The 25,374-nt window shown below is 54.1% G+C and carries 25 protein-coding genes; 16 read left to right on the top strand and 9 right to left on the bottom strand.

What is annotated here, in order from left to right; translation table 11 throughout:
- Nucleotides 1–134: 134 nt before the first annotated feature.
- Both USF70_RS17965 and trmL read left to right on the top strand, forming a co-directional pair.
- Entirely contained in the window at nt 135–1,475 is a 1,341-nt protein-coding gene (locus tag USF70_RS17965; protein WP_320735875.1) for an aromatic acid/H+ symport family MFS transporter, read from the top strand.
- 45 nt (nt 1,476–1,520) lie between these two features.
- Nucleotides 1,521–1,994: a tRNA (uridine(34)/cytosine(34)/5-carboxymethylaminomethyluridine(34)-2'-O)-methyltransferase TrmL gene (trmL, locus tag USF70_RS17970; RefSeq protein WP_320735876.1), complete on the top strand. Its 474-nt coding sequence runs from the start codon at nt 1,521–1,523 to the stop codon at nt 1,992–1,994.
- Here trmL and cysE read toward each other — a convergent pair.
- The 5 genes from cysE to USF70_RS17995 form a co-directional block, all read right to left on the bottom strand.
- The gene (cysE, locus tag USF70_RS17975; protein WP_008502718.1) at nt 1,991–2,812 is read right to left on the bottom strand and encodes a serine O-acetyltransferase; all 822 of its coding nucleotides are present in this window, start codon (nt 2,810–2,812) and stop codon (nt 1,991–1,993) included. The two genes, trmL and cysE, sit on opposite strands and share 4 nt — an antisense overlap.
- Before the next feature lie 74 nt (nt 2,813–2,886).
- A complete protein-coding gene (gene gpsA / locus USF70_RS17980; protein WP_023309915.1) occupies nt 2,887–3,906 on the bottom strand; it encodes an NAD(P)H-dependent glycerol-3-phosphate dehydrogenase in 1,020 nt (339 codons plus the stop codon).
- On the bottom strand, nt 3,906–4,373 hold the full coding sequence (gene secB / locus USF70_RS17985) for a protein-export chaperone SecB (RefSeq protein WP_003860835.1): 468 nt from the start codon (nt 4,371–4,373) through the stop codon (nt 3,906–3,908). The genes gpsA and secB overlap by 1 nt, the downstream gene beginning before the upstream one ends.
- Before the next feature lie 32 nt (nt 4,374–4,405).
- Nucleotides 4,406–4,657: a glutaredoxin 3 gene (gene grxC / locus USF70_RS17990; RefSeq protein ID WP_023309914.1), complete on the bottom strand. Its 252-nt coding sequence runs from the start codon at nt 4,655–4,657 to the stop codon at nt 4,406–4,408.
- A gap of 11 nt (nt 4,658–4,668) precedes the next feature.
- Entirely contained in the window at nt 4,669–5,100 is a 432-nt protein-coding gene (locus tag USF70_RS17995) for a rhodanese-like domain-containing protein (protein WP_023309913.1), read from the bottom strand.
- 247 nt (nt 5,101–5,347) lie between these two features.
- On the opposite strand from USF70_RS17995, the gene gpmM reads away from it, so the two are divergent.
- Genes gpmM through USF70_RS18010 form a run of 3 tightly spaced genes read left to right on the top strand, consistent with a single transcriptional unit; the run spans nt 5,348 to nt 9,121 of the window.
- The gene (gene gpmM, locus USF70_RS18000; RefSeq protein ID WP_320735877.1) at nt 5,348–6,892 is read left to right on the top strand and encodes a 2,3-bisphosphoglycerate-independent phosphoglycerate mutase; all 1,545 of its coding nucleotides are present in this window, start codon (nt 5,348–5,350) and stop codon (nt 6,890–6,892) included.
- Nucleotides 6,893–6,925: 33 nt separating this feature from the next.
- Nucleotides 6,926–8,185: a murein hydrolase activator EnvC gene (gene envC, locus USF70_RS18005; RefSeq protein WP_229231479.1), complete on the top strand. Its 1,260-nt coding sequence runs from the start codon at nt 6,926–6,928 to the stop codon at nt 8,183–8,185.
- A 3-nt stretch (nt 8,186–8,188) separates the two neighbouring features.
- Nucleotides 8,189–9,121 carry a divergent polysaccharide deacetylase family protein gene (locus tag USF70_RS18010; protein ID WP_047059721.1) on the top strand — a complete coding sequence of 311 codons (933 nt, stop codon included), beginning with the start codon at nt 8,189–8,191 and terminating at the stop codon, nt 9,119–9,121.
- A gap of 3 nt (nt 9,122–9,124) precedes the next feature.
- Here the strand turns inward: USF70_RS18010 and USF70_RS18015 are convergent, their stop codons facing one another.
- Complete coding sequence (locus tag USF70_RS18015; protein WP_320735878.1) at nt 9,125–9,925, bottom strand: glycosyltransferase family 2 protein; 801 nt, start codon at nt 9,923–9,925, stop codon at nt 9,125–9,127.
- Between the two features lie 205 nt (nt 9,926–10,130).
- Between USF70_RS18015 and USF70_RS18020 the strand changes: the two genes are divergently transcribed.
- Together USF70_RS18020 and USF70_RS18025 are read left to right on the top strand one after the other, a co-directional pair.
- Nucleotides 10,131–11,336, top strand: a complete 1,206-nt coding sequence (locus tag USF70_RS18020) for a glycosyltransferase (RefSeq protein WP_064673805.1) — start codon at nt 10,131–10,133, stop codon at nt 11,334–11,336.
- A 15-nt stretch (nt 11,337–11,351) separates the two neighbouring features.
- On the top strand, nt 11,352–12,266 hold the full coding sequence (locus USF70_RS18025; protein ID WP_217072009.1) for a hypothetical protein: 915 nt from the start codon (nt 11,352–11,354) through the stop codon (nt 12,264–12,266).
- A 27-nt stretch (nt 12,267–12,293) separates the two neighbouring features.
- On the opposite strand, the gene tdh is transcribed toward USF70_RS18025, so the two are convergent.
- Both tdh and kbl read right to left on the bottom strand, forming a co-directional pair.
- A complete protein-coding gene (gene tdh, locus USF70_RS18030; protein WP_023309906.1) occupies nt 12,294–13,322 on the bottom strand; it encodes an L-threonine 3-dehydrogenase in 1,029 nt (342 codons plus the stop codon).
- Nucleotides 13,323–13,331: 9 nt separating this feature from the next.
- On the bottom strand, nt 13,332–14,528 hold the full coding sequence (gene kbl, locus USF70_RS18035; protein WP_320735879.1) for a glycine C-acetyltransferase: 1,197 nt from the start codon (nt 14,526–14,528) through the stop codon (nt 13,332–13,334).
- A 215-nt stretch (nt 14,529–14,743) separates the two neighbouring features.
- On the opposite strand from kbl, the gene rfaD reads away from it, so the two are divergent.
- The 6 genes from rfaD to USF70_RS18065 are packed head-to-tail and all read left to right on the top strand — an operon-like array spanning nt 14,744 to nt 20,938.
- Nucleotides 14,744–15,676 carry an ADP-glyceromanno-heptose 6-epimerase gene (rfaD, locus tag USF70_RS18040; protein ID WP_013094908.1) on the top strand — a complete coding sequence of 311 codons (933 nt, stop codon included), beginning with the start codon at nt 14,744–14,746 and terminating at the stop codon, nt 15,674–15,676.
- Nucleotides 15,677–15,678: 2 nt separating this feature from the next.
- The gene (gene rfaF, locus USF70_RS18045) at nt 15,679–16,725 is read left to right on the top strand and encodes an ADP-heptose--LPS heptosyltransferase RfaF (RefSeq protein ID WP_033147034.1); all 1,047 of its coding nucleotides are present in this window, start codon (nt 15,679–15,681) and stop codon (nt 16,723–16,725) included.
- Between the two features lie 3 nt (nt 16,726–16,728).
- The gene (gene rfaC / locus USF70_RS18050; protein WP_320735880.1) at nt 16,729–17,712 is read left to right on the top strand and encodes a lipopolysaccharide heptosyltransferase RfaC; all 984 of its coding nucleotides are present in this window, start codon (nt 16,729–16,731) and stop codon (nt 17,710–17,712) included.
- Nucleotides 17,713–17,715: 3 nt separating this feature from the next.
- Complete coding sequence (locus tag USF70_RS18055; RefSeq protein ID WP_320735881.1) at nt 17,716–18,825, top strand: glycosyltransferase family 9 protein; 1,110 nt, start codon at nt 17,716–17,718, stop codon at nt 18,823–18,825.
- A 5-nt stretch (nt 18,826–18,830) separates the two neighbouring features.
- Nucleotides 18,831–19,739 carry a glycosyltransferase family 2 protein gene (locus USF70_RS18060; protein WP_320735882.1) on the top strand — a complete coding sequence of 303 codons (909 nt, stop codon included), beginning with the start codon at nt 18,831–18,833 and terminating at the stop codon, nt 19,737–19,739.
- Nucleotides 19,727–20,938: an O-antigen ligase family protein gene (locus tag USF70_RS18065; protein ID WP_219940381.1), complete on the top strand. Its 1,212-nt coding sequence runs from the start codon at nt 19,727–19,729 to the stop codon at nt 20,936–20,938. The genes USF70_RS18060 and USF70_RS18065 overlap by 13 nt, the downstream gene beginning before the upstream one ends.
- 23 nt (nt 20,939–20,961) lie before the next feature.
- Here USF70_RS18065 and USF70_RS18070 read toward each other — a convergent pair whose 3' ends face one another.
- Complete coding sequence (locus USF70_RS18070) at nt 20,962–21,918, bottom strand: polysaccharide deacetylase family protein (protein WP_087823693.1); 957 nt, start codon at nt 21,916–21,918, stop codon at nt 20,962–20,964.
- 150 nt (nt 21,919–22,068) lie between these two features.
- On the opposite strand from USF70_RS18070, the gene rfaQ reads away from it, so the two are divergent.
- Genes rfaQ through USF70_RS18085 form a run of 3 tightly spaced genes read left to right on the top strand, consistent with a single transcriptional unit; the run spans nt 22,069 to nt 25,366 of the window.
- Nucleotides 22,069–23,139, top strand: coding sequence for a putative lipopolysaccharide heptosyltransferase III (gene rfaQ / locus USF70_RS18075; protein WP_320735883.1), 1,071 nt, complete (start codon nt 22,069–22,071; stop codon nt 23,137–23,139).
- Entirely contained in the window at nt 23,136–24,263 is a 1,128-nt protein-coding gene (locus tag USF70_RS18080; RefSeq protein ID WP_320735884.1) for a glycosyltransferase family 4 protein, read from the top strand. Before rfaQ ends, USF70_RS18080 begins: the two co-directional genes overlap by 4 nt.
- Before the next feature lie 2 nt (nt 24,264–24,265).
- Nucleotides 24,266–25,366, top strand: a complete 1,101-nt coding sequence (locus tag USF70_RS18085; RefSeq protein ID WP_033147041.1) for a glycosyltransferase — start codon at nt 24,266–24,268, stop codon at nt 25,364–25,366.
- Nucleotides 25,367–25,374: the final 8 nt, after the last annotated feature.

Genomic DNA, 25,374 nt, shown 5'->3' on the forward strand with positions numbered 1-25,374 from the left:
GGGCGCTTTTTTACGCCAAAATAACATCCAGATAACATATTGGATAAGAAAATTTGACATCCCCCTGCCGTCCGCAATTGTATAGACAAGCAAATACAAGAACACAAAAACAACATCAGATTGGAGTGGAGCGTATGGCGTATTCAGGTAAGGTGGATATTCAGCAGGTGATTGATGAGAGTTCCTTTTCAGGGTTTCACTGGCTGCTCATTGTGCTGGGCTTTCTGGTTCTGGCGATCGATGGTTTTGATACGGCGGCGATGGGTTACATCGCGCCTACGCTGTCGGCAGAATGGGGGATACACAAACAGGATCTGGGGCCGGTGCTGAGCGCGGCGCTGCTGGGGCTATCGCTGGGCGCGCTGATTGCCGGTCCGGTATCGGACCGGATGGGGCGCAAGCGCGTGCTGGTCTTTTCGTGCCTGTTCTTCGGCCTTGCGAGCCTGGGGACGGCCTGGGCGCAAAGTCTGAATACCCTGACGCTGTGGCGCTTTCTGACGGGCCTGGGCCTCGGCGCCGCAATGCCTAACGCCATCACGCTGATCTCGGAGTTTGCCCCCCAGCGCTGTCGCGCCATGGCGATTAATACCATGTACTGCGGCTTCCCTCTGGGTGCAGCGGGCGGCGGCGCGATCTCTTCCTGGCTTATCCCCCATCACGGCTGGCGAAGCGTGCTGCTGACCGGGGCGATTGCGCCGCTGATTTTAACGCTGCTGCTGGCGCTGTTTTTACCGGAGTCCGTGAAGTTTCTGGTGCAGCGCGGGAAGGACGTCATGCAGGTCCGCCGTATTGCCAGCCGGTTCGCCCGCAGCACGCTGGATAGCGTCACGGGATTTTTCCTGGCGGAGGAGAAAGTCGCCTCTAAAAAAGGGAGCGTGTCGCAGCTCTTTTCCATGCCCTGGCTGCCCGGCACCCTGATGCTGTGGGTGACCTATTTTATGGGGCTGGTGATTTACTACGTCCTGCTAAGCTGGATGCCGACGCTGATGCAGGGGATGGGCTATGCTCTGGTGGAATCCGCCTGGCTCACCTCGCTGTTCACCTTCGGCGGCACCGCAGGCATTCTGCTCGCGGGCTGGATGATGGACCGCTGGGAAGCGCATAAAGTTGTCGCGTGTGGTTTCGTGCTGACAATGGGCCTTATTCTTTTACTGGGTATTGAGCATAACCATATCGCTCTGTTTGGTGGGCTGATTTTCCTGATGGGGATCGCGATGAACGGCGCGCAATCGGGCATGCAAACCCTGGCCGCCACCTTTTACCCTACCGAGTGCCGCGCGACGGGCATCGCCTGGATGCAGGGGATCGGCCGCTTTGGCGGCGTGGCGGGAACCATGACCAGCGCCCAGCTTCTCGCTATGCAGTGGCAGGCAGACCGTATTTTAATGATCCTCAGCGTTCCCGCTCTGGTGGCCGCTGCGGCAACCGTCTACAAAATGCTCTACAGCCGCTCGCAGGAACCCGGCGTCGCGTAGTTCCTCTCTTTTCTGCTATTCTGCCCCCGCAATTAAGGGGGCAGCATGCTTAACATCGTTTTATTCGAACCAGAAATTCCGCCAAATACCGGCAATATCATCCGCCTGTGTGCCAACACCGGTTTTCGTCTGCATATCATTGAGCCGATGGGCTTTACGTGGGACGACAAACGTCTGCGTCGCGCAGGGCTGGATTATCATGAATTTACCGCCGTCGTTCGCCATCACGATTACGCCGCGTTTCTGGAAGCCGAAAAGCCGCAGCGCATGTTCGCCCTGACCACCAAAGGCACGCCAGCGCATAGCGCCGTGAACTATCAGGCAGGTGACTATCTGATGTTTGGCCCGGAAACCCGCGGCCTGCCGGCCAAGATCCTGGATGCCCTGCCCGCTGAGCAGAAAATCCGTATTCCGATGATGCCGGACAGCCGCAGCATGAACCTGTCGAACGCGGTGTCGGTGGTGGTGTATGAAGCATGGCGCCAGCTGGGGTATCCGGGCGCCATTCTCAGAAGTTAAATGCCGTCACCATACTCGAACGTATGGTGAATGCCGTTGAAGTGCTGATCCATGTCCATGGACGGCTTATCGCTGTCTGGTTTACCGACGATGCGCGCCGGTACGCCAGCGGCGGTGGTATGCGGCGGCACGGGCTGGAGCACCACGGAGCCTGCGCCGATCTTCGCGCCGCGCCCGACTTCGATATTGCCAAGGATTTTGGCACCCGCGCCAATCATCACCCCTTCACGGATTTTCGGATGGCGATCGCCGCTGGTTTTACCGGTACCGCCCAGGGTAACCGACTGCAGGATCGAGACGTCATCTTCAATGACCGCCGTTTCCCCGACGACAATCCCGGTGGCGTGGTCGAGCATGATCCCGCGGCCAATCTTTGCCGCCGGGTGAATATCGACCTGGAACGTCACGGAAACCTGGTTTTGCAGGAAGATCGCCAGCGCGCGGCGGCCTTCATTCCACAGCCAGTGGCCGATGCGGTAAGCCTGCAGCGCGTGGAAGCCTTTCAGGTACAGCAGCGGCGTAGAATATTTATCGACCGCCGGGTCACGCGTGCGCACGGCCTGGATATCGCAGGCGGCAGAGGCGATCATTTCCGGGTCTGCCGCGTAAGCCTCTTCCACCACTTCACGAATGGCGATAGCTGGCATGATCGAGGAAGCCAGCTTGTTGGCGAGCATATAGCTCAGCGCGCTGCCGAGATTTTCGTGCTTGAGTAGCGTCGCGTGGTAGAAACTGGCCAGCATAGGCTCGCAGTCGGCCAGCGCCCGGGCTTCGGCTTTAATATTGTTCCAGACGATATCCAGTTCTTCACACGGCATTGCTTACTCCAGACGATAGTTAATGACCAGCCAGTTCTGCGCTGGCTGGGTCATTCAGGTGACAACGGTTCCGACTAGTTACTGCTGCGCTCGTCCTTGCGCGCACGACCTAATAAGGTCAATGCTGCCTCGCGCGCATTTTTTCCGCAATACAATACCTGATAAATTTCCTCGGTTATTGGCATTTCGACACCGAAACGGTGCGCCAACTCGCGGACTTCCTTGGTATTGCGGTAGCCTTCAACCACCTGACCAATCTTCTCCTGCGCGCCTTTAACATCGCTGCCCTGTCCGAGCATCATGCCAAAACGGCGGTTACGAGACTGGTTATCGGTACAGGTCAGCACCAGGTCGCCCAGGCCAGCCATCCCCATAAAGGTGGCCGGATCGGCACCCAGCGCTTCGCCCAGGCGGGACATTTCGGTCAGTCCTCGGGTGATCAGCGCCGTACGCGCATTGGCACCAAAACCAATGCCGTCTGACATTCCGGCACCAATCGCAATCACGTTCTTCACCGCACCGCCCAGCTGCACGCCGATAAAATCGGGGTTGCTGTAGACGCGGAAGCTCTTGCCGCAGTGCAGCAGCTGTTGAAGATCGTCGGAGAAGGCCTGATCGGTGGAGGCCAGCGAAATCGCCGTCGGCAGGCCAGCGGCCAGCTCTTTGGCAAAGGTCGGGCCGGAGATGACCGCCAGCGGGATCTCATCACCCAGCGCTTCACGGGCAACGTCCTGCAGCAGGCGTCCGGTTTCGGCTTCCAGTCCTTTTGTCGCCCAGACAATGCGTGCATCCGGGCGCATCAGCGGCTTAATCTGACGGAGCACGTCGCCAAATACATGGCTCGGAACCACAATCAGAATGTTGCGGCTGGCCGCCAGCGCGGTCGCAAGGTCGCTTTCAAGGTGCAGGGAGTCGGGGAACGGAACGTCCGGAAGAAACGCCACGTTACAACGGTCGCGTTGCAGCGTTGCGATATGTTTTGGATCGTGGCCCCAGAGAACCACTTCGTGACCATTTCTTGCCAGCGTGATGGCAAGAGCGGTGCCGTATGAGCCGGCACCGATCACAGTCATTGACGCATTAACAGTGCTCATCAGGCATCCTGATGTTGTTCAGCACCTTCGCCAGCTTGCTGCTGCAGATAGTTCATGAACAGCGCATCAAAGTTAACTGGCGCAAGGTTCAGTTGCGGGAATGTACCGCGAGAAACCAGGCTGGTGATGCATTCACGCGCATACGGGAACAGAATGTTCGGGCAGTACGCACCCAGGCAATGCGCCATCTGGTTGCCTTCGATACCGCCGATAGAGAAGATGCCGCCCTGCTGAACTTCACACAGGAATGCAGTTTCTTCACCCAGAGACGCGGTAACGGTCACACGCAGCACGACTTCATACACGTCATCTGCCAGTTGGGTAGATGCGGTATCCAGATCAAGTTTAACCTCTGGCTGCCAATCTTTCTGGAAAACATGTGGCGCATTTGGCGCTTCGAAAGAGACGTCCTTGGTGTAGATACGCTGGATCTGGAAAGTCATCTCGGTGTTATTTTGTTCTGACATGGAAATACCCTTTTTAATTGTCCTAAAGTCTCTTAGCTCAGCAGCGGATCGAGTCCACCACGGGCGTCGAGCGCATACAAGTCATCACAGCCGCCAATGTGCTGCGCATCAATAAAAATCTGCGGAACCGTCGTGCGACCACTACGTTTGATCATCTCTTCGCGTTTAATCGCGTCACCGTCGATCGGCAGTTCCTGGAACGTGACGCCTTTGCTGTTCAGCAGCGCTTTCGCACGATGACAGAACGGGCACGTCGCTTTGGTATAGATCTCAATATTGGCCATGACTGAACTCCTTATTTACCGCGTACCAAAGGAAGATTTTCCCCGCTCCAGCCGGAAATACCTTCTTTCAGCACCGTTACGTTTTCGAAGCCTGCTTTATGAAGCGCGCTGGCAGATTCCTGTGCCTGCATGCCGGTCGCATCGACAACGATAATCGGCTGGGCTTTGTGTTTCTCAAGCTCACCGACGTTGTTCGCTTTGATTTCAGCTGGCAGCAGGTTGATTGCGCCCGCAATGTGACCTTTACGGAAATCGTCACGCTGACGCAGATCGACCACGACGGCATCTTCTTTGTTGATCAGACGCGTCGCTTCACCACGGGTGATAACCTTAATTTTAGACGTCAGGCTCTTAAATGTGGTGAACAGCACAGCAGCCAGCAGGCCAATCCACGCGATGCTCAGAACCGGATGGCGGCTAACGAATTGCATAATTTCTTGCATGGAGGGTAACTACTCCCGACTAAGTGATAAAAAAAACCAGGACAGGAGTATACCTGTGCGTTCTGGCAAATACAGCCAGCGACCATAACCTAATCCATTTTCTGCGGCATGCCACCTAAAAAAATGCCTCAAAATGGTCTGGTGAACATCTTGCCCCTGCGCTTTCTTTGATCTTCTGCGGCTATTTGATCGATTCAGCTGTAGTAAAATTACGCAAATTTTGACTCTTGAGCATGAGGTTGTCGCAATGTCGGTTTCTAAAAAACCTATGGTACTGGTGATTCTGGATGGCTATGGCTACCGTGAAGATAGCCAGGATAACGCTATTTTCAACGCCAAAACTCCGGTCATGGATGCCCTGTGGGCGAAACGTCCGCATACGCTGATTGACGCGTCTGGCCTGGAAGTGGGTCTGCCGGACCGCCAGATGGGCAACTCCGAAGTCGGTCACGTAAACCTGGGCGCCGGGCGTATTGTGTATCAGGATCTGACGCGTCTGGACGTTGAAATTAAAGAACGCACCTTCTTCTCCAACCCAACGCTGTCTGGCGCGGTCGATAAAGCCGTTGCCGCTGGCAAGGCCGTACACATCATGGGCCTGCTCTCTGCTGGCGGCGTTCACAGCCACGAAGATCACATCATGGCGATGGTTGAACTGGCCGCCGAGCGCGGTGCAGAAAAAATCTATCTGCACGCCTTCCTGGACGGTCGCGATACGCCACCACGTAGCGCAAAAGGCTCTCTGCAAGCCTTCGAAGAGAAATTCGCCGCGCTGGGTAAAGGCCGCGTAGCGTCCATCATTGGCCGTTACTACGCTATGGACCGCGACAACCGCTGGGATCGCGTTGAACAGGCCTATGATCTGATGACCCTGGCAAAAGGTGAATTCCAGTTTGCGACCGCCGTTGAGGCGCTGGAAGCGGCCTATGCACGTGATGAAAACGACGAATTCGTGAAAGCGTCCGTGATTCGTGCTGAAGGCCAGGCCGACGCCGCCATGGAAGATGGCGACGAGCTGATCTTCATGAACTTCCGCGCTGACCGCGCGCGTGAAATCACCCGTGCGTTCGTCAACAGCGACTTCGACGGTTTTGCCCGTAAGAAAGTGGTAAACCTCGATTTCATCCAGCTGACCGAATACGCGGCAGACATCAAAGCGCCTTGCGCGTATCCGCCAGCATCTCTGGCAAATACCTTTGGCGAGTGGATGGCTAAGAACGACAAAACGCAGCTGCGTATTTCCGAAACTGAAAAATACGCGCACGTGACCTTCTTCTTTAACGGCGGCGTTGAAGAGCCGTTCAAAGGCGAAGACCGCATTCTGATCAACTCTCCGAAAGTCGCTACCTACGATCTGCAGCCAGAAATGAGCTCTGCCGAATTGACGGAAAAACTGGTTGCGGCCATCAAGAGCGGTAAGTACGACACCATCATCTGTAACTACCCGAACGGCGACATGGTTGGGCATACCGGGGTGATGGAAGCGGCAGTGAAAGCGGTTGAAGCGCTGGACCACTGCGTTGAGCAGGTAGCGAAAGCGGTTGAATCCGTTGGCGGTCAGCTGCTGATCACCGCTGACCACGGTAACGCTGAACAGATGCGCGACCCGGCGACCGGCCAGGCCCACACGGCCCATACCAACCTGCCTGTTCCGCTGATTTATGTGGGTGATAAATCACTGAAAGCAGTGGAAGGCGGCAAGCTTTCTGACATCGCGCCAACCATGCTGTCGCTGATGGGTATGCCGATCCCTGAAGAGATGACTGGTAAGCCGCTGTTCATCGTGGAATAATCGCTCCCCATGAGGGGAAAGGCGATTTTTTCAATCACATGGGTCGTGAAGCCGCTTAGGTTATCAGTCAGACCTCTGTTTTACGCCAGCGCACTCAGCGCTGGCGTATTGCTGTGCGCCGCATCCGCCCACGCGGATGACCGCGACCAGCTGAAATCCATTCAGGCCGATATCGCCGCCAAAGAGCGTGCGGTACGCCAGCAGCAGCAGCAGCGCTCCGCCCTGCTCGCCCAGCTCAAGCAGCAGGAAGAGGCGATCTCCGCCGCCACGCGTAAACTCCGTGAAACACAAAACACCCTCGCCCAGTTGAATAAACAGATCGACGAGATGAACGCGTCGATTGCCAAACTCGAGCGCCAGCGTGACGCGCAGGAGCGTAATCTTGCCGCACAGCTTGATGCCGCATTCCGCCAGGGTGAACATACCGGACTCCAGCTGATCCTCAGCGGCGAAGAGAGCCAGCGCGGCCAGCGCCTGCAGGCCTACTTTGGCTATCTCAACCAGGCGCGTCAGGAGACGATCGCGCAGCTGAAGCAGACGCGCGAAGAGGTCTCCACGCAAAAAGCCGAGCTGGAAGAGAAACAGAGCCAGCAACAAACTCTGCTCTACGATCAGCAGGCCCAGCAGGCGAAGCTTGAGCAGGCGCGCAACGAGCGTAAGAAAACCCTTTCCGGCCTTGAATCCTCCATTCAGGAAGGTCAGAGCCAGCTTAGCGAAATGCGCGCCAACGAATCAAAACTGCGTAACAGCATCGCCCGTGCGGAAGCGGCGGCGAAAGCGCGCGCCGAAAAAGAGGCTCGCGAGGCGCAGGCCGTTCGCGATAAGCAGCAGGAAGCGTCCCGCAAAGGCACTACCTACAAACCAAGCGAGAGCGAACGTTCCCTGATGTCGCGTACCGGCGGTTTGGGCTCTCCTCGCGGTCAGGCTTTCTGGCCCGTTCGCGGTTCAATTCTGCATCGCTATGGCGAACAGCTGCAGGGTGAGCTACGTTGGAAAGGAATAGTTATCGGTGCGTCTGAAGGTAGCGAAGTAAAAGCCATTGCCGATGGCCGCGTGATTCTGGCCGACTGGCTGCAGGGTTACGGACTGGTGGTGGTGGTCGAACACGGTAAAGGTGACATGAGCCTTTACGGCTACAACCAGAGCGCGCTGGTCAGCGTCGGCACGCAGGTGCGCGCAGGCCAACCCATCGCCCTTGTGGGCAGCAGTGGCGGTCAGGGCCGCCCGTCACTCTATTTCGAAATTCGTCGCCAGGGTCAGGCGGTCAATCCACAGCCGTGGTTGGGAAGATAAGTTTTGCTTCAATTTCGTCGAATGGTTTTCTCCGTCGTCAGCGCGCTGGCGCTGGCTGCACCAGTATACGCAGGTAAACTCGCTATCGTGATTGATGACTTCGGTTATCGTCCACACTATGAAAATCAGGTGCTGGCGATGCCGTCGGCCATTTCTGTCGCCGTCCTTCCAAATGCGCCCCACGCGCGTGAGATGGCGACCAAAGCCCATAACAGCGGTCATCAGGTGCTGATCCACCTGCCGATGGCCCCGCTCAGCAAGCAGCCGCTGGAAAAAGACACCCTGCGCCCGGACATGAGCAGCGAGGAGATCGAGCGCATCATCCGCGACGCCTACAACAAAGTGCCGTATGCCGTAGGGCTGAACAACCATATGGGCAGCGCGATGACATCAAGCCTGTACGGGATGCTCAAAGTGATGCAGGCGCTGGAGCGTTACAATCTCTACTTCCTCGACAGCATGACCATCGGCAACAGCCAGGCGATGCGTGCCGCTCAGGGAACGGGCGTAAAGGTGATTAAGCGCAAGGTGTTCCTGGATGATACCCAGAACGAAGCCGATATCCGCATGCAGTTTAATCGCGCGGTACAACTGGCCCGCCGCAATGGCTCAGCCATCGCCATCGGTCACCCGCACCCGTCTACCGTTCGCGTCCTGCAGCAGATGCTGCCGACCTTGCCTGCCGATATCACGCTGGTGCGTCCGAGCGATCTGCTGAACGAGCCGCAGGTAGATACCTCTACACCAAATTCTGCGCAGCCCGTCCCAACAGCGCCGCGTAATCCGTTCCGCGGCGTGAAGCGCTGTGTACCGAAGCAACCGCTTGAACCGGTCTATGCGACCCGCTTCTTCTCCGTCATCGGAGACAGCATCAGTAACAGTACCCTGGTGAAATACGTCCAGCAGCAGTGGCAGGGATGGGGTAAGAAAGCCTGACGCTTATTTCGCAATCTGAGAGTCCGTCTGCTCGTTAGCAACGGACTCTTTTTTTTCCTGATGCTGATACCAGGATTTGAAATACTTCAAAAAGCTATAGGCTGTGGCATACAGTCCCGTCGCCACCCCCACTTTGCCCTTACGCCAGGCGCCGCTAAACAGATACCATTTGAAAAAAGCCCCGATGGCGCTGATTACGCCGCGCCCTATAGAGGGCCGTATTTTTTGATGTTGAACCAGGCGGGTTGTATAACAATTTAATTTGTTAAAAAGCTCATGCAGCGTGGGAAACGTATCATGTTTTACATAACCCGGAATACGTTCACAACGGAGAAAACCTTCGACCTGATCGTCTACCGGCCTGTTATTAAACCGGGACTGTTTACGATTAAAAAGACGCACAGGATAATCAGGGGATGAAACTGGATAAATCGTCCGGACTTCTTCACCCAGAACAAACCAGTGGCGACATATTCGCCATGCCATTCCGGGGTCTGGCTCATCGCCTGCTTTTAACGTTAAAACGGCATTAACCGTTTCCTGGTCAAGAATTTCGTCGCTGTCGATGCACAGGACCCAGTCATTGCTGGCTAAGGATATGGCATAGTTCATCTGCTCGCCATGCCAGCCAAATTTTTTATAGACGGGTTGCAGTCCAAAGCTTTCACAAATATATCGTGTTTTGTCCGTACTGCCAGAATCGACCACGACAATTTCATCCGCTATTTTCAAAAGAGGCGGGATAACATCGTGCAATAATCTTTCAGAATTAAACGTTAATAAGCAGACCGTTATTTTAAACATTTACCCACTCTCAATAGCAGCCTAAATTAATATTATTAATACTATATAAATGAGTAGAGACGATTAAAGTCCTGAATCACACTTTTCAAATAAGCACGCTTGAAATGTTGTCTAATTCTGAAGAGCAATAAAATAGAAAAATCTATTTTATTTCAACAGATTCTTTATAATGCAGTCAGATGAAGGGTAGCACACGGATTCAGACATGCCGCACAAAAGTAAAATTCTCCTCCTGGATACGGGTAAAGAATGGGGGGGAGGCACCAACAGTATGCTTGAGCTCCTGAAGCGAATCAATCGCGATAAATTCGATATTACCTGTTGTTTTTACAGTGATTATAGTCGTGCTGAAGGTGAGACGATTGGCCAGGTGCTCAACGGCATCGGCATCCCGCTCATCGTGATCCCTCAACGTCCGCAGCCGGTCTGGGCCAAATTGTTGAAGGAAGCGGGACGTAGCCTGCTGTTTTTCTCACGCAGCGCCCGCAAGGCATTGACGCGTCACGTGGATATCATGTGGCGCATCAGGCCTAACGTCAGCAAAATCGAGACCCTTTTCACGCAGGGCGGTTTCGATACGCTCTATATGAATAACCAGCCGGGCTCAAACGAGGAAGGCTATCTGGCGGCGGCGAACCTGCAGGCGCGGTTGATCCAGCACTGCCGCATTGAGCCCGTTTTGACCCCGCCGCTGGTAAAGCTGGTTAATGCCCATGCCACAAAAATCATCGCCGTCTCGCACGGCGTTGAACGCGTGTTGCTTCAGCATGGCGTCCGGCCCGAACTGTGTACGACAGTCAATAATGCCATCGACATCCACCAGCCTTTACCTGACCGACGCGCGATGCGCCAGCGCCTGAACATTGATGACGACACGTTTGTGTTCGGCAGTATCGGGTCGTTAATCCCTCGCAAAGCCAACCACCACACGCTGGAGGCGCTGGCACAGTTCAGCCAGAAGCATCCCGAGGCGAAATGGAAAATGGTGCTGGTCGGTGAAGGTGCCGAACGCCGCGCTTTAGCGGAACAGGCCCGAGCGCTGGGAATTGAAAACCACGTCATCTTCACCGGTTTTCAGAATACCCCATTTGATTACCTCGCTACGTTTGACGCCTTTATTCTGGCCTCAAAAAGCGAAGGGCTGCCGCGCGTGGTGCTGGAAGCGATGCTTCTCAATATCCCCGTGATTGGCTCTCAGGTGACCGGCACGGCGGAATTGATTGACCATGATTCGACAGGGCTGCTCTTCCCCTGGAGCGATGTTTCACAGCTTGCACAGCATCTGGACAATATCTGGGCAGACGCGGATCTGCGGGCTCGACTGGCGGCAGCTGCATACCAGAACGTCTGTCATACCTATGCCATCGAAAACTATGTCAGCGGTGTCGAAGCCGTGCTTGGCGCGCACTAACCAAACGAGATAACTATGTTTAAATTTCTTAATGCTCGCTATCGTCATATCACCGGGCGACACAACATTCCTTACAGCTCTCTGCCCGTGACGGGCGCGCTTGCTGCGGTGGATTCTATTGTGATTCCGTGTACCGGCGCAGATTTCGTCGAAGAAGCATTACTCTCTGCCACCTTCGCGGAACGTTATGCCACCGGGGTAAGCGAAATCGTCATCGTCAGCGATCAGCCTGAATCCGCCTTTGGGGTACTGCCGCCTAAAACCCGCGTCGTGACGCTTAACCTTCCCGTACGTGAGGAAAGTTACCGCTATAAGCAGATCTACCTCAGCCGTCTGGTGAAGCTTAACGCCCCGCTGCAGGCTCGCGGTGAAGGGGTATTGATGATCGATTCCGATCTCAACCTGCTCAAGATGCCCGAGATCAACATGGCCGACATGCACATTTACTCCAGCTTCCGTCAGGGCAAAATGATTGCCAAGCTGGACGGTGCGCCAGCGGAGAAAGTGCCGGCGTATTACAAAGAGACGGTGCGCCCGTATCTGGTCGATCACGTTAACGGCGCGTTTCTTGCGGCAACCAAAAAAACCTGGCGCCGTATCTGCCCGCTGTGGCTGACGCTGTTCCAGGATACCTGGGAGCTGATGGACGACACGCAGCCGCCGACCGATCAGCTGCCGCTCGCCGCGCTGCTGGACATGCTGGATTTAAAAACGGTTAACCTGGGGGACTGGATGAACTGGCCGGTCTCGAAAAAAATCGGCGGTCAGGAAGCCGTTGTACCGAAAGAGGTGATTGGCGCGCACGGCGGCTTCCCTCTCTCTGAATGGCAGAAGTATCTTGAATCGCCGGATAACAAACTGCTGTTCAAAGGTCAGGACTACACCCGCAAGGTGCGTTACCTGACGGACGAAGAGAAAAAGAAGCAATAAAATAAGGGGCCTGAGGCCCCTTTTTGATTACTTATCCCAGCTCAGGATCACTTTTCCTGACTGGCCGGAACGCATCGCGTCGAAGCCCTGCTGGAACTCATCGATGGAGAAACGGTGAGTAATAATCGGGGACAGATCCAGACCGGACTGGATCAGCGCCGCCATCTTGTACCAGGTCTCGAACATCTCGCGGCCATAGATGCCCTTGATGAACAGCCCCTTGAAGATGACTTTGTTCCAGTCGATAGACATGTCTGACGGCGGAATACCCAGCATCGCGATACGGCCACCGTGGTTCATGGTATCGAGCATGGTGCGGAACGCCGGTGGCGCACCGGACATCTCCAGACCCACGTCAAAGCCTTCGGTCATGCCCAGCTCTTCCATCACGTCGGTCAGGCTCTCTTTCGAGACATCTACCGCACGGGTGACGCCCATTTTGCGGGCCAGCGACAGACGGTATTCGTTCACGTCGGTGATCACAACGTTGCGCGCGCCCACGTGCTTCGCCACCGCAGCGGCCATAATGCCGATTGGGCCCGCGCCGGAGACCAGCACATCTTCACCGACCAGGTCGAAGGAGAGCGCCGTGTGCACCGCGTTGCCGAACGGGTCGAAGATGGAGGCCAGGTCGTCAGAGATATTGTCCGGGATTTTGAACGCGTTAAACGCCGGGATCACCAGGTATTCCGCGAAGCAGCCCGGGCGGTTTACGCCCACGCCAATGGTATTACGGCACAGGTGCGTACGTCCGCCGCGGCAGTTACGGCAGTGGCCGCAGGTAATATGGCCTTCACCGGAGACGCGATCGCCAATTTGGAAGCCTTTCACTTCCTGGCCGATACCCACCACTTCACCGACATATTCGTGACCGACAACCATCGGTACCGGAATGGTTTTCTGCGACCACTGATCCCAGTTGTAGATGTGAACGTCAGTACCGCAGATGGCGGTTTTACGAATTTTGATCAGCAGATCGTTATGACCGACTTCCGGCTCCGGCACGTCGGTCATCCAAATCCCTTCTTCCGCTTTCAGTTTGGATAACGCTTTCATCACACGTCCTCAGGCAATTACGCCCAGCTGTTTGCCGATGCGGGTAAAGGCTTCCACCGCACGTTCAATTTGTTTAGGTGTATGCGCCGCAGACATCTGGGTGCGGATACGCGCCTGACCTTTTGGCACCACCGGGAAGAAGAACCCGGTGACGTAAATCCCTTCTTTCTGCAGTTCGCGGGCAAATTGCTGCGCGACGACCGCATCGCCCAGCATCACCGGAATGATCGCGTGGTCAGCACCGGCCAGGGTAAACCCTGCGGCGCTCATTTTTTCACGGAACAGACGGGCGTTGGACCACAGGCGGTCGCGCAGCTCAGCGCCGGACTCCACCATCTCCAGTACCTTGATGGAGGCGGCAACAATGGCCGGCGCCAGGGAGTTGGAGAACAGATACGGGCGGGAGCGCTGGCGCAGCCACTCGACCACCTCTTTACGCGCGGCGGTATAGCCGCCGGACGCGCCGCCGAGCGCTTTGCCCAGCGTACCGGTGATGATATCCACGCGGCCCATCACGTCACAGTATTCGTGGGAACCGCGGCCGTTTTCGCCGACAAAGCCGACCGCGTGTGAGTCATCGACCATCACCAGCGCGTCGTATTTATCCGCCAGGTCGCACACGCCCTTCAGGTTGGCGATCACGCCGTCCATGGAGAATACGCCGTCGGTGGCGATCAGCACGTGGCGAGCACCCGCTTCACGGGCCTCTTTCAGGCGCGCTTCCAGCTCGACCATGTCGTTGTTGGCGTAGCGGAAACGCTTCGCTTTACACAGGCGTACGCCGTCTATGATGGAGGCGTGGTTCAGGGCGTCGGAGATAATCGCATCTTCTGCGCCAAGCAGGGTCTCAAACAGACCGCCGTTAGCGTCGAAGCAGGAGGAGTACAGAATCGCGTCTTCCATTCCGAGGAAGCTCGCCAGCTTTTGCTCAAGCTGCTTGTGGCTGTCCTGCGTACCGCAGATAAAGCGTACGGAGGCCATGCCGAAACCGTGGGTGTCCATGCCGTTTTTTGCAGCGGCAATCAGCTCAGGGTGATTCGCAAGACCTAAGTAGTTGTTCGCACAAAAGTTGATCACATGGCTGCCGTCGGCAACGGTGATGTCCGCCTGCTGGGCAGACGTGATAATACGCTCTTCCTTGAACAACCCTTCCGCACGTGCGGTGTCGAGGTCGCTGTTTAACTGTTTGTAAAAATCACCACGCATTGCAATTCTCCAGACTCGGCAAATTTCGGGACATATTACCCAAACCTATAGTTCATGACGAGATGACACGTCATCTCTTGTCGTTTTTGCAGCATAAATCACGCGTACCCCTGCGCTGTGAAGGTGAATGGCTGAAGGGCAGCCATACTAATGATATGATAGAGACATTAGCGTCCGGGATTGTCCCCGGGCTCCACACTTCAAAGGTTACAGTTATGATCATCGTTACCGGCGGCGCGGGCTTTATCGGCAGCAATATTGTTAAGGCTCTCAATGACAAAGGCATCACCGACATCCTGGTGGTTGACAACCTGAAAGACGGCACCAAGTTCGTCAACCTGGTGGATCTGAACATCGCTGACTACATGGATAAAGAAGACTTCCTTATCCAGATTATGGCAGGCGAAGAGTTCGGCGAGATCGAAGCCATCTTCCACGAAGGTGCGTGTTCTTCCACCACCGAGTGGGACGGCAAGTACATGATGGACAATAACTATCAGTACTCCAAAGAGCTCCTGCACTACTGCCTGGAGCGTGAAATTCCGTTCCTGTATGCCTCCTCCGCGGCAACCTACGGCGGCCGCACCTCGGACTTTATCGAATCCCGCGAGTATGAACAGCCGCTGAACGTCTACGGTTACTCCAAATTCCTGTTCGACGAGTACGTGCGTCAGGTGCTGCCTGAAGCGAACTCGCAGATCGTCGGCTTCCGTTACTTCAACGTGTACGGACCGCGCGAAGGCCACAAAGGCAGCATGGCGAGCGTGGCGTTCCACCTGAACACCCAGCTGAATAACGGCGAAAGCCCGAAACTGTTCGAAGGCAGCGACGGCTTTAAGCGCGACTTCGTTTACGTGGGCGACGTTGCCGCAGTGAACCTGTGGTTCTGGGAAAACGGCGTATCCGGCATCTTCAACCTGGGTACCGGCCGCGCGGAGTCCTTCCAGGCGGTGGCTGACGCAACGCTGGCGTATCACAAAAAAGGCAGCATCGAGTACATTCCGTTCCCTGACAAGCTGAAAGGCCGTTATCAGGCGTTCACCCAGGCTGACCTGACCAACCTGCGCGCCGCAGGCTACGACAAGCCGTTCAAGACCGTTGCCGAAGGCGTAACGGAATATATGGCCTGGCTGAACCGCGACGCATAAGTATGAAGATTCTGGTGATCGGCCCGTCATGGGTGGGCGACATGATGATGTCGCAAAGTCTCTATCGCACGCTCAAGGCGCGTTATCCCCAGGCGATAATCGACGTGATGGCACCCGCGTGGTGCCGTCCGCTGTTGTCGCGTATGCCGGAAGTGAACGAGGCGATCCCGATGCCGCTTGGCCACGGGGCGCTGGAAATTGGCGAACGCCGCAAGCTCGGCCATAGCCTGCGCGATAAGCGCTACGATCGGGCGTATGTCCTGCCAAACTCCTTTAAATCCGCCCTTGTGCCTTTCTTTGCAGGTATCCCACATCGCACCGGCTGGCGCGGTGAAATGCGCTACGGCCTGCTGAACGATGCGCGGGTGCTGGATAAAGAGGCCTGGCCGCTGATGGTGGAGCGCTATGTGGCGCTGGCCTACGACAAAGGCGTGATGCGCAGTGCGAAAGATCTGCCGCAGCCGCTGCTGTGGCCACAGCTTCAGGTTAACGACGGTGAAAAATCCCAGACCTGCAGCGCGTTTGGCCTTTCGTCTGAACGCCCGATGATTGGCTTCTGCCCCGGCGCCGAGTTCGGCCCGGCAAAACGCTGGCCGCACTATCACTATGCGGAGCTGGCGAAACAGCTGATTGACGAAGGCTACCAGATTGTTCTGTTCGGTTCGGCAAAGGACCACGAGGCAGGCAACGAAATTCTCGCGACGCTCAGTAATGAACAGCAGGCCTGGTGCCGCAACCTGGCGGGAGAAACGCAGCTTGAACAGGCTGTTATTCTGATTGCCGCCTGTGAGGCCGTGGTCAGCAACGATTCGGGCCTGATGCACGTCGCCGCCGCGCTAAACCGCCCGCTGGTGGCGCTGTATGGCCCAAGTAGCCCGGACTTCACGCCCCCGCTTTCTCATAAAGCGCGCGTCATCCGCCTGATCACCGGCTATCACAAAGTACGCAAGGGCGATGCCGCAGAAGGCTACCATCAGAGCCTGATCGACATTACGCCAGAGCGCGTTCTCGAAGAGCTTAACGAACTGCTGTTGAGCGAAGAAGGATAACGAATGCGGGTACTGATCGTTAAAACTTCTTCGATGGGCGATGTTCTGCATACGCTCCCGTCACTGACGGACGCCATGCGGGCCATTCCCGACATTCGTTTTGACTGGGTGGTGGAAGAAGGCTTCGCGCAGATCCCCACCTGGCATGAAGCGGTTGACCGCGTGATCCCGGTGGCGATCCGCCGCTGGCGCAAAGCGTGGTTCTCCGCGCCGATTAAAGCCGAACGCAAAGCCTTCCGTGAGGCGGTGCGGGCACAGCATTACGACGCCATCATCGACGCCCAGGGGCTGGTGAAAAGCGCCGCGCTGGTGACGCGTCTGGCACACGGCGTAAAGCACGGCATGGACTGGCACACCGCCCGCGAACCGCTGGCGAGCCTGTTCTATAACCGTCGCCACCACATCGCAAAGCAACAGCATGCCGTCGAACGTACCCGCGAGCTGTTTGCAAAAAGCCTGGGCTATGCGAAACCGGAAACCCAGGGCGACTACGCCATTGCGCAGCACTTTTTGCGCAATACAGATCCCTGTGCGCAGCCTTATCTTGTCTTCCTGCATGCCACAACGCGCGACGATAAACACTGGCCGGAAACGCACTGGCGAAGCCTGATTGAACTAATGCAACCTACCGGCATCCATATTAAACTGCCCTGGGGCGCTGAACATGAGCGGCAGCGTGCAGGGCGTCTGGCAGCAGGTTTTTCACACGTCGAGGTATTACCGAAACTCACGCTGGCGCAGGTTGCCGCGCAGCTGGCGGGAGCGAATGCTGTTGTTTCCGTTGATACAGGTTTAAGCCATTTAACCGCGGCGCTGGATCGTCCGAATATTACGATTTTTGGTCCGACCGATCCCGGATTGATCGGGGGTTACGGTAAAAACCAGCATCAGATGGTCAGCCCGACCCAGCAAACGAAGGATATCAGCGCAGATGCTATTTTTTCATTTTTACAGGGCAGCCGTTGGCTTTCCAACAGGGATATCTAACGCATGAGTTACGTATTTCTGCTGATTTTACTCTTTCCGGTGAAGCTTATCCGGAAGCTGTTCCGCAAAGAGACAGGTAAAAACCTGGTCATTCAGACAGCAAAAATCGGCGATTTTGTTAATGCAACGCCCCTTCTGGCATACCTGCAAAAAAGCGACGTGCTCATCAGTCGTAGCGTGGGTGCGCTGGCGAAGCATGATGAGACGATCGATGAGATTTTTTTTATCGAGCAGCATAAGCGTAACCTGTGGCGAAAGCTGGTCTTTGCCTGCCGGATCATGAACCGCTATGACAATGTCTATCTCCTGCAACCCAATAGCGTGAACCTCTTTTTCGCCTCCGTGTGTAACGCTAAAAACAAACAGTTTTTAAGCACTTACACGCGCAGATGGTATCACGGTATTTTCTATGCAACGGCAGACGGTACTGTTGAACACGGTAAGAAGACTCTTTCAGTCACGAACTATCTCAAACTGGCCGATCGCACCTTAACCTGGCAAGACTCGCCAAAGCACGCCACAAAGCCTCTTTTCAAACCTGCGACCTATCCGGCAATCCTCGATAAACCCGGCGTGATCCGCATTGGCATCAGCGTAGCCGCGGGAAATAAAGCGAAAACCGTTCCGCCGGTCATCTGGAAGCAAATTGCCGATCGTCTCGCCGACCTGCCCTGCGAATTTTATGTGTTTGGCGCCCCGAATGAACAATCGTGGATGGATGATATCACCCGCGCTTATGGTGAACTGCCCAACTTTATTAACCTGATTGGCAAAATCTCGCTTGAAGAGCTGCCGTGGGCCATTTCTAAAATGGATTGCTATATCGCGTCTGACTCGGGGAATGTCTACATTGCCGATGCGGTCGGCGTGCCGGTAATCTTACTGTTCGGGCCTTGTTGCCACTATGAACAGCGTCCGCTGGGCAACGTATTGCTGATTGGTAATGATGTCAACATTTGCTCATATGTTTTTGAAACACGATATTACTTCTCACAGAGCCGGGAAGAACTCTTCGCTGTAACAGACGAAGCGCTACGTGAACTCAAACACTTCATTTGCGAGTTACCCACAATTAATACAGACGCATACTCCTTTGGTGCTCAGGGAAACTAATTATTATGGCTTTTCTAAGCATCATTATTGCCGCGCATAACGCCAAAGATACGCTTCACACTACGCTAGAAAGCCTGCAAAACGCGATTGAGGGTGCGGGGGATGATGTAGAGATCATTATCTTTAACGACAGTTCCAATGACTCAACGCAGGATATTATTGAAGCGTGGCTGCCAATGCTTCCGAATGCGCAATCCCGATACGTCGAGTACCGTAACGTAGGCCATGTTCGAAACAGTGCCCTCTCGCTGGCCACAGGTGAATACATTACCATGCTGGATAGCGATGACCGGATGAAACCGGGCAGCATCAGGGACGCGGTGGCGTTTCTCAAATCAGAGCGCCCTGATATGCTCCTGACGCGCCTGCTGGAAATTCGCGACACCAAAAAAATGACAGCCGACTGGCAGGGGTTCTCTCCTGTTGCTTTGTCACAACATGAGGCAATAAAGCGGTTCCTGCAGCACAAAGATTTTCAGGCACATCTCATCGGGCAATTCATTCATCGGGAATTGTATGTGAATAACCCGATTCCTTCGATGGTCTGCTATGAAGATTTTGCCGTGTTTCCCGGCATGCTGATGCAATCGAGTAAAATAGTCTATCAGCGTCAGGGACATTATTATTACATCAAACGTAACGACAGTTTGTCGAGCCGTCTCGACGCCAGTAAAATCGCTACGCTGGTTGATTGCACATTACAAATGGAAGAAACATTCCCTCGTTCTTTTAAGCATCTTGTTAATTGTCACTGGTTTGATATCTACAGAAACCACCGGCAGTATCTGACTGACCTGCAACTCAAACTGGTTAAACAGCGGGTCAATGCACTTTATTCTCTCTCTTTCTTCTTTACCAGAGATGTACGTTTCAGCTACAAAAAAAGGGTCATTGAAGCATTATGGAAAAAGTAAAACTGCGGCTTTATCAGCTGACGCTGATTTTAAGCCTTATTTCGCTTGCGCTGGCGCTGCTGAGTTCAGGTAAGCAGCGGGAGTTTTTCTATATTGCGATTTATGCCAGCATTATCGGCTTGGCGTGCGAATATAAAAAAATCACAGTGCGTCCTTTTTCTATCGCATTGCCGATTTTATTGATTGGCCTGCTTAATCTTGGCTGGTATCTGGTGTATGAATATCATAGCGAAGGTCTGAACGTTTATAGCGATTATCTCGGTGCAAGTAAAAAATTAATTCTGGCAAGTATTCTCATTTTTTATCTTGACCGGTTTAAGTCTTATATTGATAAAGCATCCTTCCAGAAATATTTTCTATACGCCTCTGGTGCAGGGTTTATACTCGCCACTGGCTATGGCTTATGGCAGGCTTCACAGGGTATGGGGCGTATCGAGATGGCCATAAACCGTGCGACCGTGTCGGCCTATGTTTATTCTGTATTGTCACTGGCGTTTGTATACAGCCTTTATCTAGAGAAAAATATCAAACTGTATGTAGCCGCAGGACTCATCATCTTAATATCTTATTTCGTCATTCTTCTAACGGGCACCCGTGCCGCAATGGGGTTATATCTACTCCTGGCGATTGTACTCACGCTTTATCACTTCAGAAGAATCCACCTTAAATCTACGCTGATTTTCTTATGTATTGTGGCGGGTATTGTTATCGTTAGCTACAAGCCATTAATCTTACCTAAGATACAACAAACACAAGCTGAAGTTGAAAGTTATCAGAAAGGCTATGATGCAACCTCACTCGGCGCACGTTTTTCTATGTGGAGTGTTGGCATTCAAAACGGGCTGGCCCATCCTTTAGGGCAGTCAGTTGAAGACCGAGAAATATGGACACAGCAATATGTGAAAAATGGGCACCCACACCTCGCGGCTGCACTCGAGTTTATCAGGGTGCATCTGCACAATGAGTTTATTGAAAAATATTCTCTGCAGGGGATCCCAGGGCTGGCGATATTAGTGTTTTTCTATATATCGATGATCGTTTACGCCCTTAAAAACAGAAATGGCCTGCTGCTGACGACCATGCTTCTTTTATTACTCTATGGCCTGACTGACGTCATACTGTTGAGTTCTGAGGCTTTAATCTTCTTTGTCACCGTGTTTGCGCTGAGTACCCCTTTTTCGCAAACCAGGCAACGCTAATGATAATGCCCGCCTGGCGGGCATTATTTTTTCTTGTATTGATAAAACTCCGCCAGCGTCATCCCTACCGTCTTATCGGATAACCAGCTAAAGAGCGTTTCTAAATCCTGATACAACCCTTCAATCGCCGCCTCATCTTTAAACGTTGGGCTTCCGCCAGGCATAAATTCCGACGAATGAAGCATAAACTCCACGTACTCACTTCCCTGCGACAGGCATTGCTGTGCGACCTGAATCATTTGCGCCGCATTCCCACCGGACGGTCTTAGCCAGTTCACAGAGGGTGAGCGGTATTTACCGCGAAGCCTGTCGTAACCCTGTTTGATCGTGTTCAACCACGCCGGGTGTTTATACTGAATGCTCATCGGCACTTCGAGTAATGGGCTATTGCCTGCCCGGGAAATATTGTCTAAATCCATGAAATAGGCGTGGTCGGGGAAATGCTGATAATCCGTTCCGCCATTACCCTGCGGGGCGCCTTTCGCATTGCGCCAGTTCACGCGTGGCGTCACGGAGCAATCCACCTGGTAGCCCAGTTCAACGAGCAATTTTGCGTAGCGACTGTCAAATGCCCAACGTCCGGCACGGTGGCTTAACATTTTGGTCTGGAAGGTCTCTTCCAGCAGGCGGGTCATGAACAGCACTTTTTCGCGCATCACCTCATCCGAAAATTCAACCAGATAAGGCTGCCATCGCCAGTCATCGCCCGTGAGATCGTGCTCCGGCGGGCTATTCCATGCGTGAAGGTGCATTCCCACCTCCCCCTGACCGCGGGCGATTGCGTCCCTGGCGAATTCGATGAAAACGGGTTCGATCGCCATCTCGTAATTGGTCAGCCACACGGGCTTAAAGCCGAAACGCTCACAAAGCGCCTGGAAACGCGCCAGATAACGCGCATTTTCCGTTTTAATGACGCGGTGATTTTGCCAGAGATTATCGCCCTCAGTATCAATTGTGATGATAAACGCTGGTTTGTTCATAATGAGTCCGCAAGACAGGAAAGTTAGCGCTATGTTACGCACTCTCCAAAGCATGAGTAAACCCTTCCAGGGAAATTACTGAGATTATGGAGAAAGAGTGCAAGTCGCTATCAGGTCTATTAGAATTGCCATCAGTACAACGCCGATAAGATGATGATGAATAACTTACCTGACACACCTGATTTGCGCATTTTACTTATCAAACTCCGCCATCATGGCGACATGTTGCTGACCACTCCCGTCATTGATTCGCTACGTCAAAAATGGCCGCAGGCGCAGATTGATGTCCTGCTGTATGAAGAAACGCGCGATATGCTCGCCGCGCATCCGGCGATCGGTACAATTTATGGAATCGATCGTAAATGGAAACAGCTTGGCACGCTCAAGCATCTTCAAAAAGAGTGGCAGTTGCTGAGTGCGTTAAGAAATCAGCATTATCATCTGGTGATTAACCTTGCCGATCAATGGCGTAGCGCTATCGTCACCCGCTTCATCGGTGCACCCGTTCGCCTCGGATTCGCGTTTAACAAACGCAACAGTGCATTCTGGCGTTTTTGTCACACCGATCTGGTCTCTGTCGACGGTCACAAATCCCTGCATACGGTCGAACAGAATCTTTCCATTCTGGCGCCATTACAGGTCGCGCCGCAGCCTGCTGTCACCATGGCTTACACCGCAGAAGACTGGCATCATGCCCGCCAAAAGCTGACGCAGACGGCTGTGGGTGACAGCTATATCGTGATCCAGCCGACGTCCCGCTGGTTCTTTAAATGCTGGAGCGAAGACAAAATGGCGCAAACCATTACTGCACTGCAGCAGGATGGTCATACGGTTGTGCTCACCGCGGGGCCGGATAAAAAAGAGCTGGCGATGATCGATCGCATTCTCGCCGCCTCGCCAAAGACGGGGGTCGTCTCGCTGGCGGGCCAGCTAACGTTGCGCCAGCTGGCCTCACTTATCGATCATGCGCGTCTTTTTATCGGCGTTGACTCCGTTCCAATGCATATGGCCGCCGCGCTGCAAACGCCCTGCGTGGCGCTATTTGGCCCTTCTAAACTCACGTTTTGGTCTCCATGGCAAGTCAACGGTGAAGTCATCTGGGCCGGCGATTACGGCCCTCTACCCGATCCGGATGCCATTGATACCAAAACGAAAGAACGCTATCTCGACGCCATTCCCGTTGATGCTGTCGTCTCCGCCGCAAGGAGATATCTGTCATGAAACACCATCGTCTGGCCATTGTTCGACAAAAGTATCGCCCTGATGGCGGAGCGGAACGCTTCGTTTCGCGCGCTCTCACCGCGCTGAGCAATCAGAACCTTGAGCTCAACGTCATCACGCGTGAGTGGCAGGGAGAGAAGCAAGACGACTGGCATATCCATATTTGCAACCCTCCAAAATGGGGCCGCATCAGTCGAGAGCGCGGATTTGCACAGGCCGCGCGCGCGCTGTGGCAGCAACAGCAGTTTGATATTGTTCAAAGCCATGAGCGCATCCCGGGTTGTGATATCTATCGCGCGGGTGATGGGGTGCATCGTCGCTGGCTGCTTCAGCGCGCGCGCATTTTACCTGCCTGGCGTGCGCAAATGCTGATGTATGACCGCTATCACCGCTACGTGATGCGTGCGGAACGGGAAATGTATCAGGCGCCTGAGTTGAAAGCCGTAATCTGTAATGCGGAGATGATCAAACGCGAAATCGTTGAAGACTTTGATATTGACGCAAATAAAATTCATGTGATTTATAATTCTATTGATTCCAGCCGCTTCGTTCCGGCCCAGGAGGCACAGCGTGCGATGCTGCGCCAGCAATTTGGTTTGCCAGCCGATGCCGTTGTGTTCTGTTTTGTTGGCTCAGGGTTTGAACGAAAAGGATTAGCCAGCGCCATACGCGCTATCGCTGGAACATCAGCCTGGCTGATTGTGGTTGGGCAAGATAAAGCAGAGCGTCGTTATCGCGACCTCGCCCGTTCGTTAGGCTGCGAGGGGCAAATCCGTTTCCTGGGGGTGCAAAAAGAAACTCTGCCTTTTTATCAGCTATCCGATGGTTTACTGTTGCCAACGCTGTATGATCCCTTTCCTAACGTCATTCTTGAAGCGATGGCCTGCGGCTTGCCCGTCATTACTTCAGAGAGTTGCGGTGGTGCAGAGTTTATTCAACAAGGCCAGAACGGATTTTATTGTGACGCACTTGATATCAGTACATTGAAGGAAGCGGTAGCCGCCATTCCTTCACTGGAAAAAAATAACAATATGGGACGAGCGGCACGTGAACGTGTAAAAGACGCCACTCCCGAAAAACTATCAAGTCAGCTTATTACGCTTTATCAAAAATTACTGGATTAAAAATGCGCATCCTAATGATTATTGATGGTTTACCCGGTGGAGGAGCTGAAAAAACGGTTCTTACACTCTCCCGTGGATTAATAGAAATGGGACATCAGGTCTCTCTATTCTCTCTGCGGAAAGTGTGCGACTACGCCATCCCGGAAGGCATCGATTATCGGGTTGTTCAGGACACATGTAAAAAACCGTGGCGAAAGCTGACGGAAATCCCACGCCGCGCCCAACTGCTGGATCAGGCGATTGAGCGAGCTGAGCGCAGCGGCAAATTTGATGTGGTGTTCTCTCACCTGCACAAAACCGACCGCATTGTGTCGCACTGCCGCGCGCTGGAACGTGATAAAGTCTGGTTCTGCGTGCACGGCATGTTCTCGTTTTCCTATCTTCGCCATCGCAGCGGACTTTCGCGCTGGTTTAAACATCTTAAAATCCGTCATACCTACGAAAACCGCAACGTTGTCGCCGTCTCAGGCGCCGTGTTGACAGATCTTTCCGAAACGCTGGCGCTCAATCTTCGACGCAAAGCGGTTATCCATAATCCTTTCGATATTCCTGAAATTCAGCGTCTGGCGGATGCGCCCTTCGAGATGCAGGGAAAGGATTACATTATTCATGTTGGCCGCTTCCATGAGCACAAACGCCACGACCGACTCTTACGTGCGTTCGCCCTGAGTAAAATTGACACCACGCTGGTCATGATGGGTAATGGATCTGACGTTCAAATTCAAAAACTCAAGCAGCTTGCTGCCGAGCTGGGTATTGAAAACAAAACGGTTTTCCGCCCGTTCGAGTCCAATCCCTATCCCTGGATTAAAGGGGCACGCCTTTTAGTGTTAAGTTCTGACTGCGAAGGTTTTGGTAATGTGCTGGTCGAAGCCATTATCTGCCAGACGCCACCGGTCAGTACAAATTGCCCCGGAGGCCCTGCCGAAATCCTCACCGGCGCTTTAGCGCGCGGGCTGGCAGAGTTAAATGACGAGTCACTGGCAAAAACGCTGGCGGATATTTATACCGCCCCGCCGGTCGTTGGCGATACAACCATCGCGTCGTTCGGTATCAATGCCATTTGCCAGCAATATGTTGCTCTGGTCGACAATCAAAAATAATCAGGTTT

Origin of the sequence: Enterobacter sp. 237C8 (assembly GCF_034106865.1) — a bacterium.
Taxonomy (GTDB): Bacteria; Pseudomonadota; Gammaproteobacteria; order Enterobacterales; family Enterobacteriaceae; genus Enterobacter; species Enterobacter asburiae_B.

Coding starts and splice junctions, on each gene's coding strand:
- gpmM (WP_320735877.1), top strand. CDS start 5,348: ATGTCGGTTTCTAAAAAACCTATGGTACTGGTGATTCTGGATGGCTAT.
- USF70_RS17995 (WP_023309913.1), bottom strand. CDS start 5,100: ATGCAAGAAATTATGCAATTCGTTAGCCGCCATCCGGTTCTGAGCATC.
- rfaF (WP_033147034.1), top strand. CDS start 15,679: ATGAAGATTCTGGTGATCGGCCCGTCATGGGTGGGCGACATGATGATG.
- USF70_RS18085 (WP_033147041.1), top strand. CDS start 24,266: ATGCGCATCCTAATGATTATTGATGGTTTACCCGGTGGAGGAGCTGAA.
- USF70_RS18055 (WP_320735881.1), top strand. CDS start 17,716: ATGAGTTACGTATTTCTGCTGATTTTACTCTTTCCGGTGAAGCTTATC.
- USF70_RS18025 (WP_217072009.1), top strand. CDS start 11,352: ATGTTTAAATTTCTTAATGCTCGCTATCGTCATATCACCGGGCGACAC.
- grxC (WP_023309914.1), bottom strand. CDS start 4,657: ATGGCCAATATTGAGATCTATACCAAAGCGACGTGCCCGTTCTGTCAT.
- rfaD (WP_013094908.1), top strand. CDS start 14,744: ATGATCATCGTTACCGGCGGCGCGGGCTTTATCGGCAGCAATATTGTT.
- USF70_RS18070 (WP_087823693.1), bottom strand. CDS start 21,918: ATGAACAAACCAGCGTTTATCATCACAATTGATACTGAGGGCGATAAT.
- USF70_RS18060 (WP_320735882.1), top strand. CDS start 18,831: ATGGCTTTTCTAAGCATCATTATTGCCGCGCATAACGCCAAAGATACG.
- rfaQ (WP_320735883.1), top strand. CDS start 22,069: ATGATGATGAATAACTTACCTGACACACCTGATTTGCGCATTTTACTT.
- secB (WP_003860835.1), bottom strand. CDS start 4,373: ATGTCAGAACAAAATAACACCGAGATGACTTTCCAGATCCAGCGTATC.
- trmL (WP_320735876.1), top strand. CDS start 1,521: ATGCTTAACATCGTTTTATTCGAACCAGAAATTCCGCCAAATACCGGC.
- USF70_RS17965 (WP_320735875.1), top strand. CDS start 135: ATGGCGTATTCAGGTAAGGTGGATATTCAGCAGGTGATTGATGAGAGT.
- USF70_RS18065 (WP_219940381.1), top strand. CDS start 19,727: ATGGAAAAAGTAAAACTGCGGCTTTATCAGCTGACGCTGATTTTAAGC.
- tdh (WP_023309906.1), bottom strand. CDS start 13,322: ATGAAAGCGTTATCCAAACTGAAAGCGGAAGAAGGGATTTGGATGACC.
- gpsA (WP_023309915.1), bottom strand. CDS start 3,906: ATGAGCACTGTTAATGCGTCAATGACTGTGATCGGTGCCGGCTCATAC.
- cysE (WP_008502718.1), bottom strand. CDS start 2,812: ATGCCGTGTGAAGAACTGGATATCGTCTGGAACAATATTAAAGCCGAA.
- rfaC (WP_320735880.1), top strand. CDS start 16,729: ATGCGGGTACTGATCGTTAAAACTTCTTCGATGGGCGATGTTCTGCAT.
- USF70_RS18015 (WP_320735878.1), bottom strand. CDS start 9,925: ATGTTTAAAATAACGGTCTGCTTATTAACGTTTAATTCTGAAAGATTA.
- kbl (WP_320735879.1), bottom strand. CDS start 14,528: ATGCGTGGTGATTTTTACAAACAGTTAAACAGCGACCTCGACACCGCA.
- USF70_RS18020 (WP_064673805.1), top strand. CDS start 10,131: ATGCCGCACAAAAGTAAAATTCTCCTCCTGGATACGGGTAAAGAATGG.
- USF70_RS18080 (WP_320735884.1), top strand. CDS start 23,136: ATGAAACACCATCGTCTGGCCATTGTTCGACAAAAGTATCGCCCTGAT.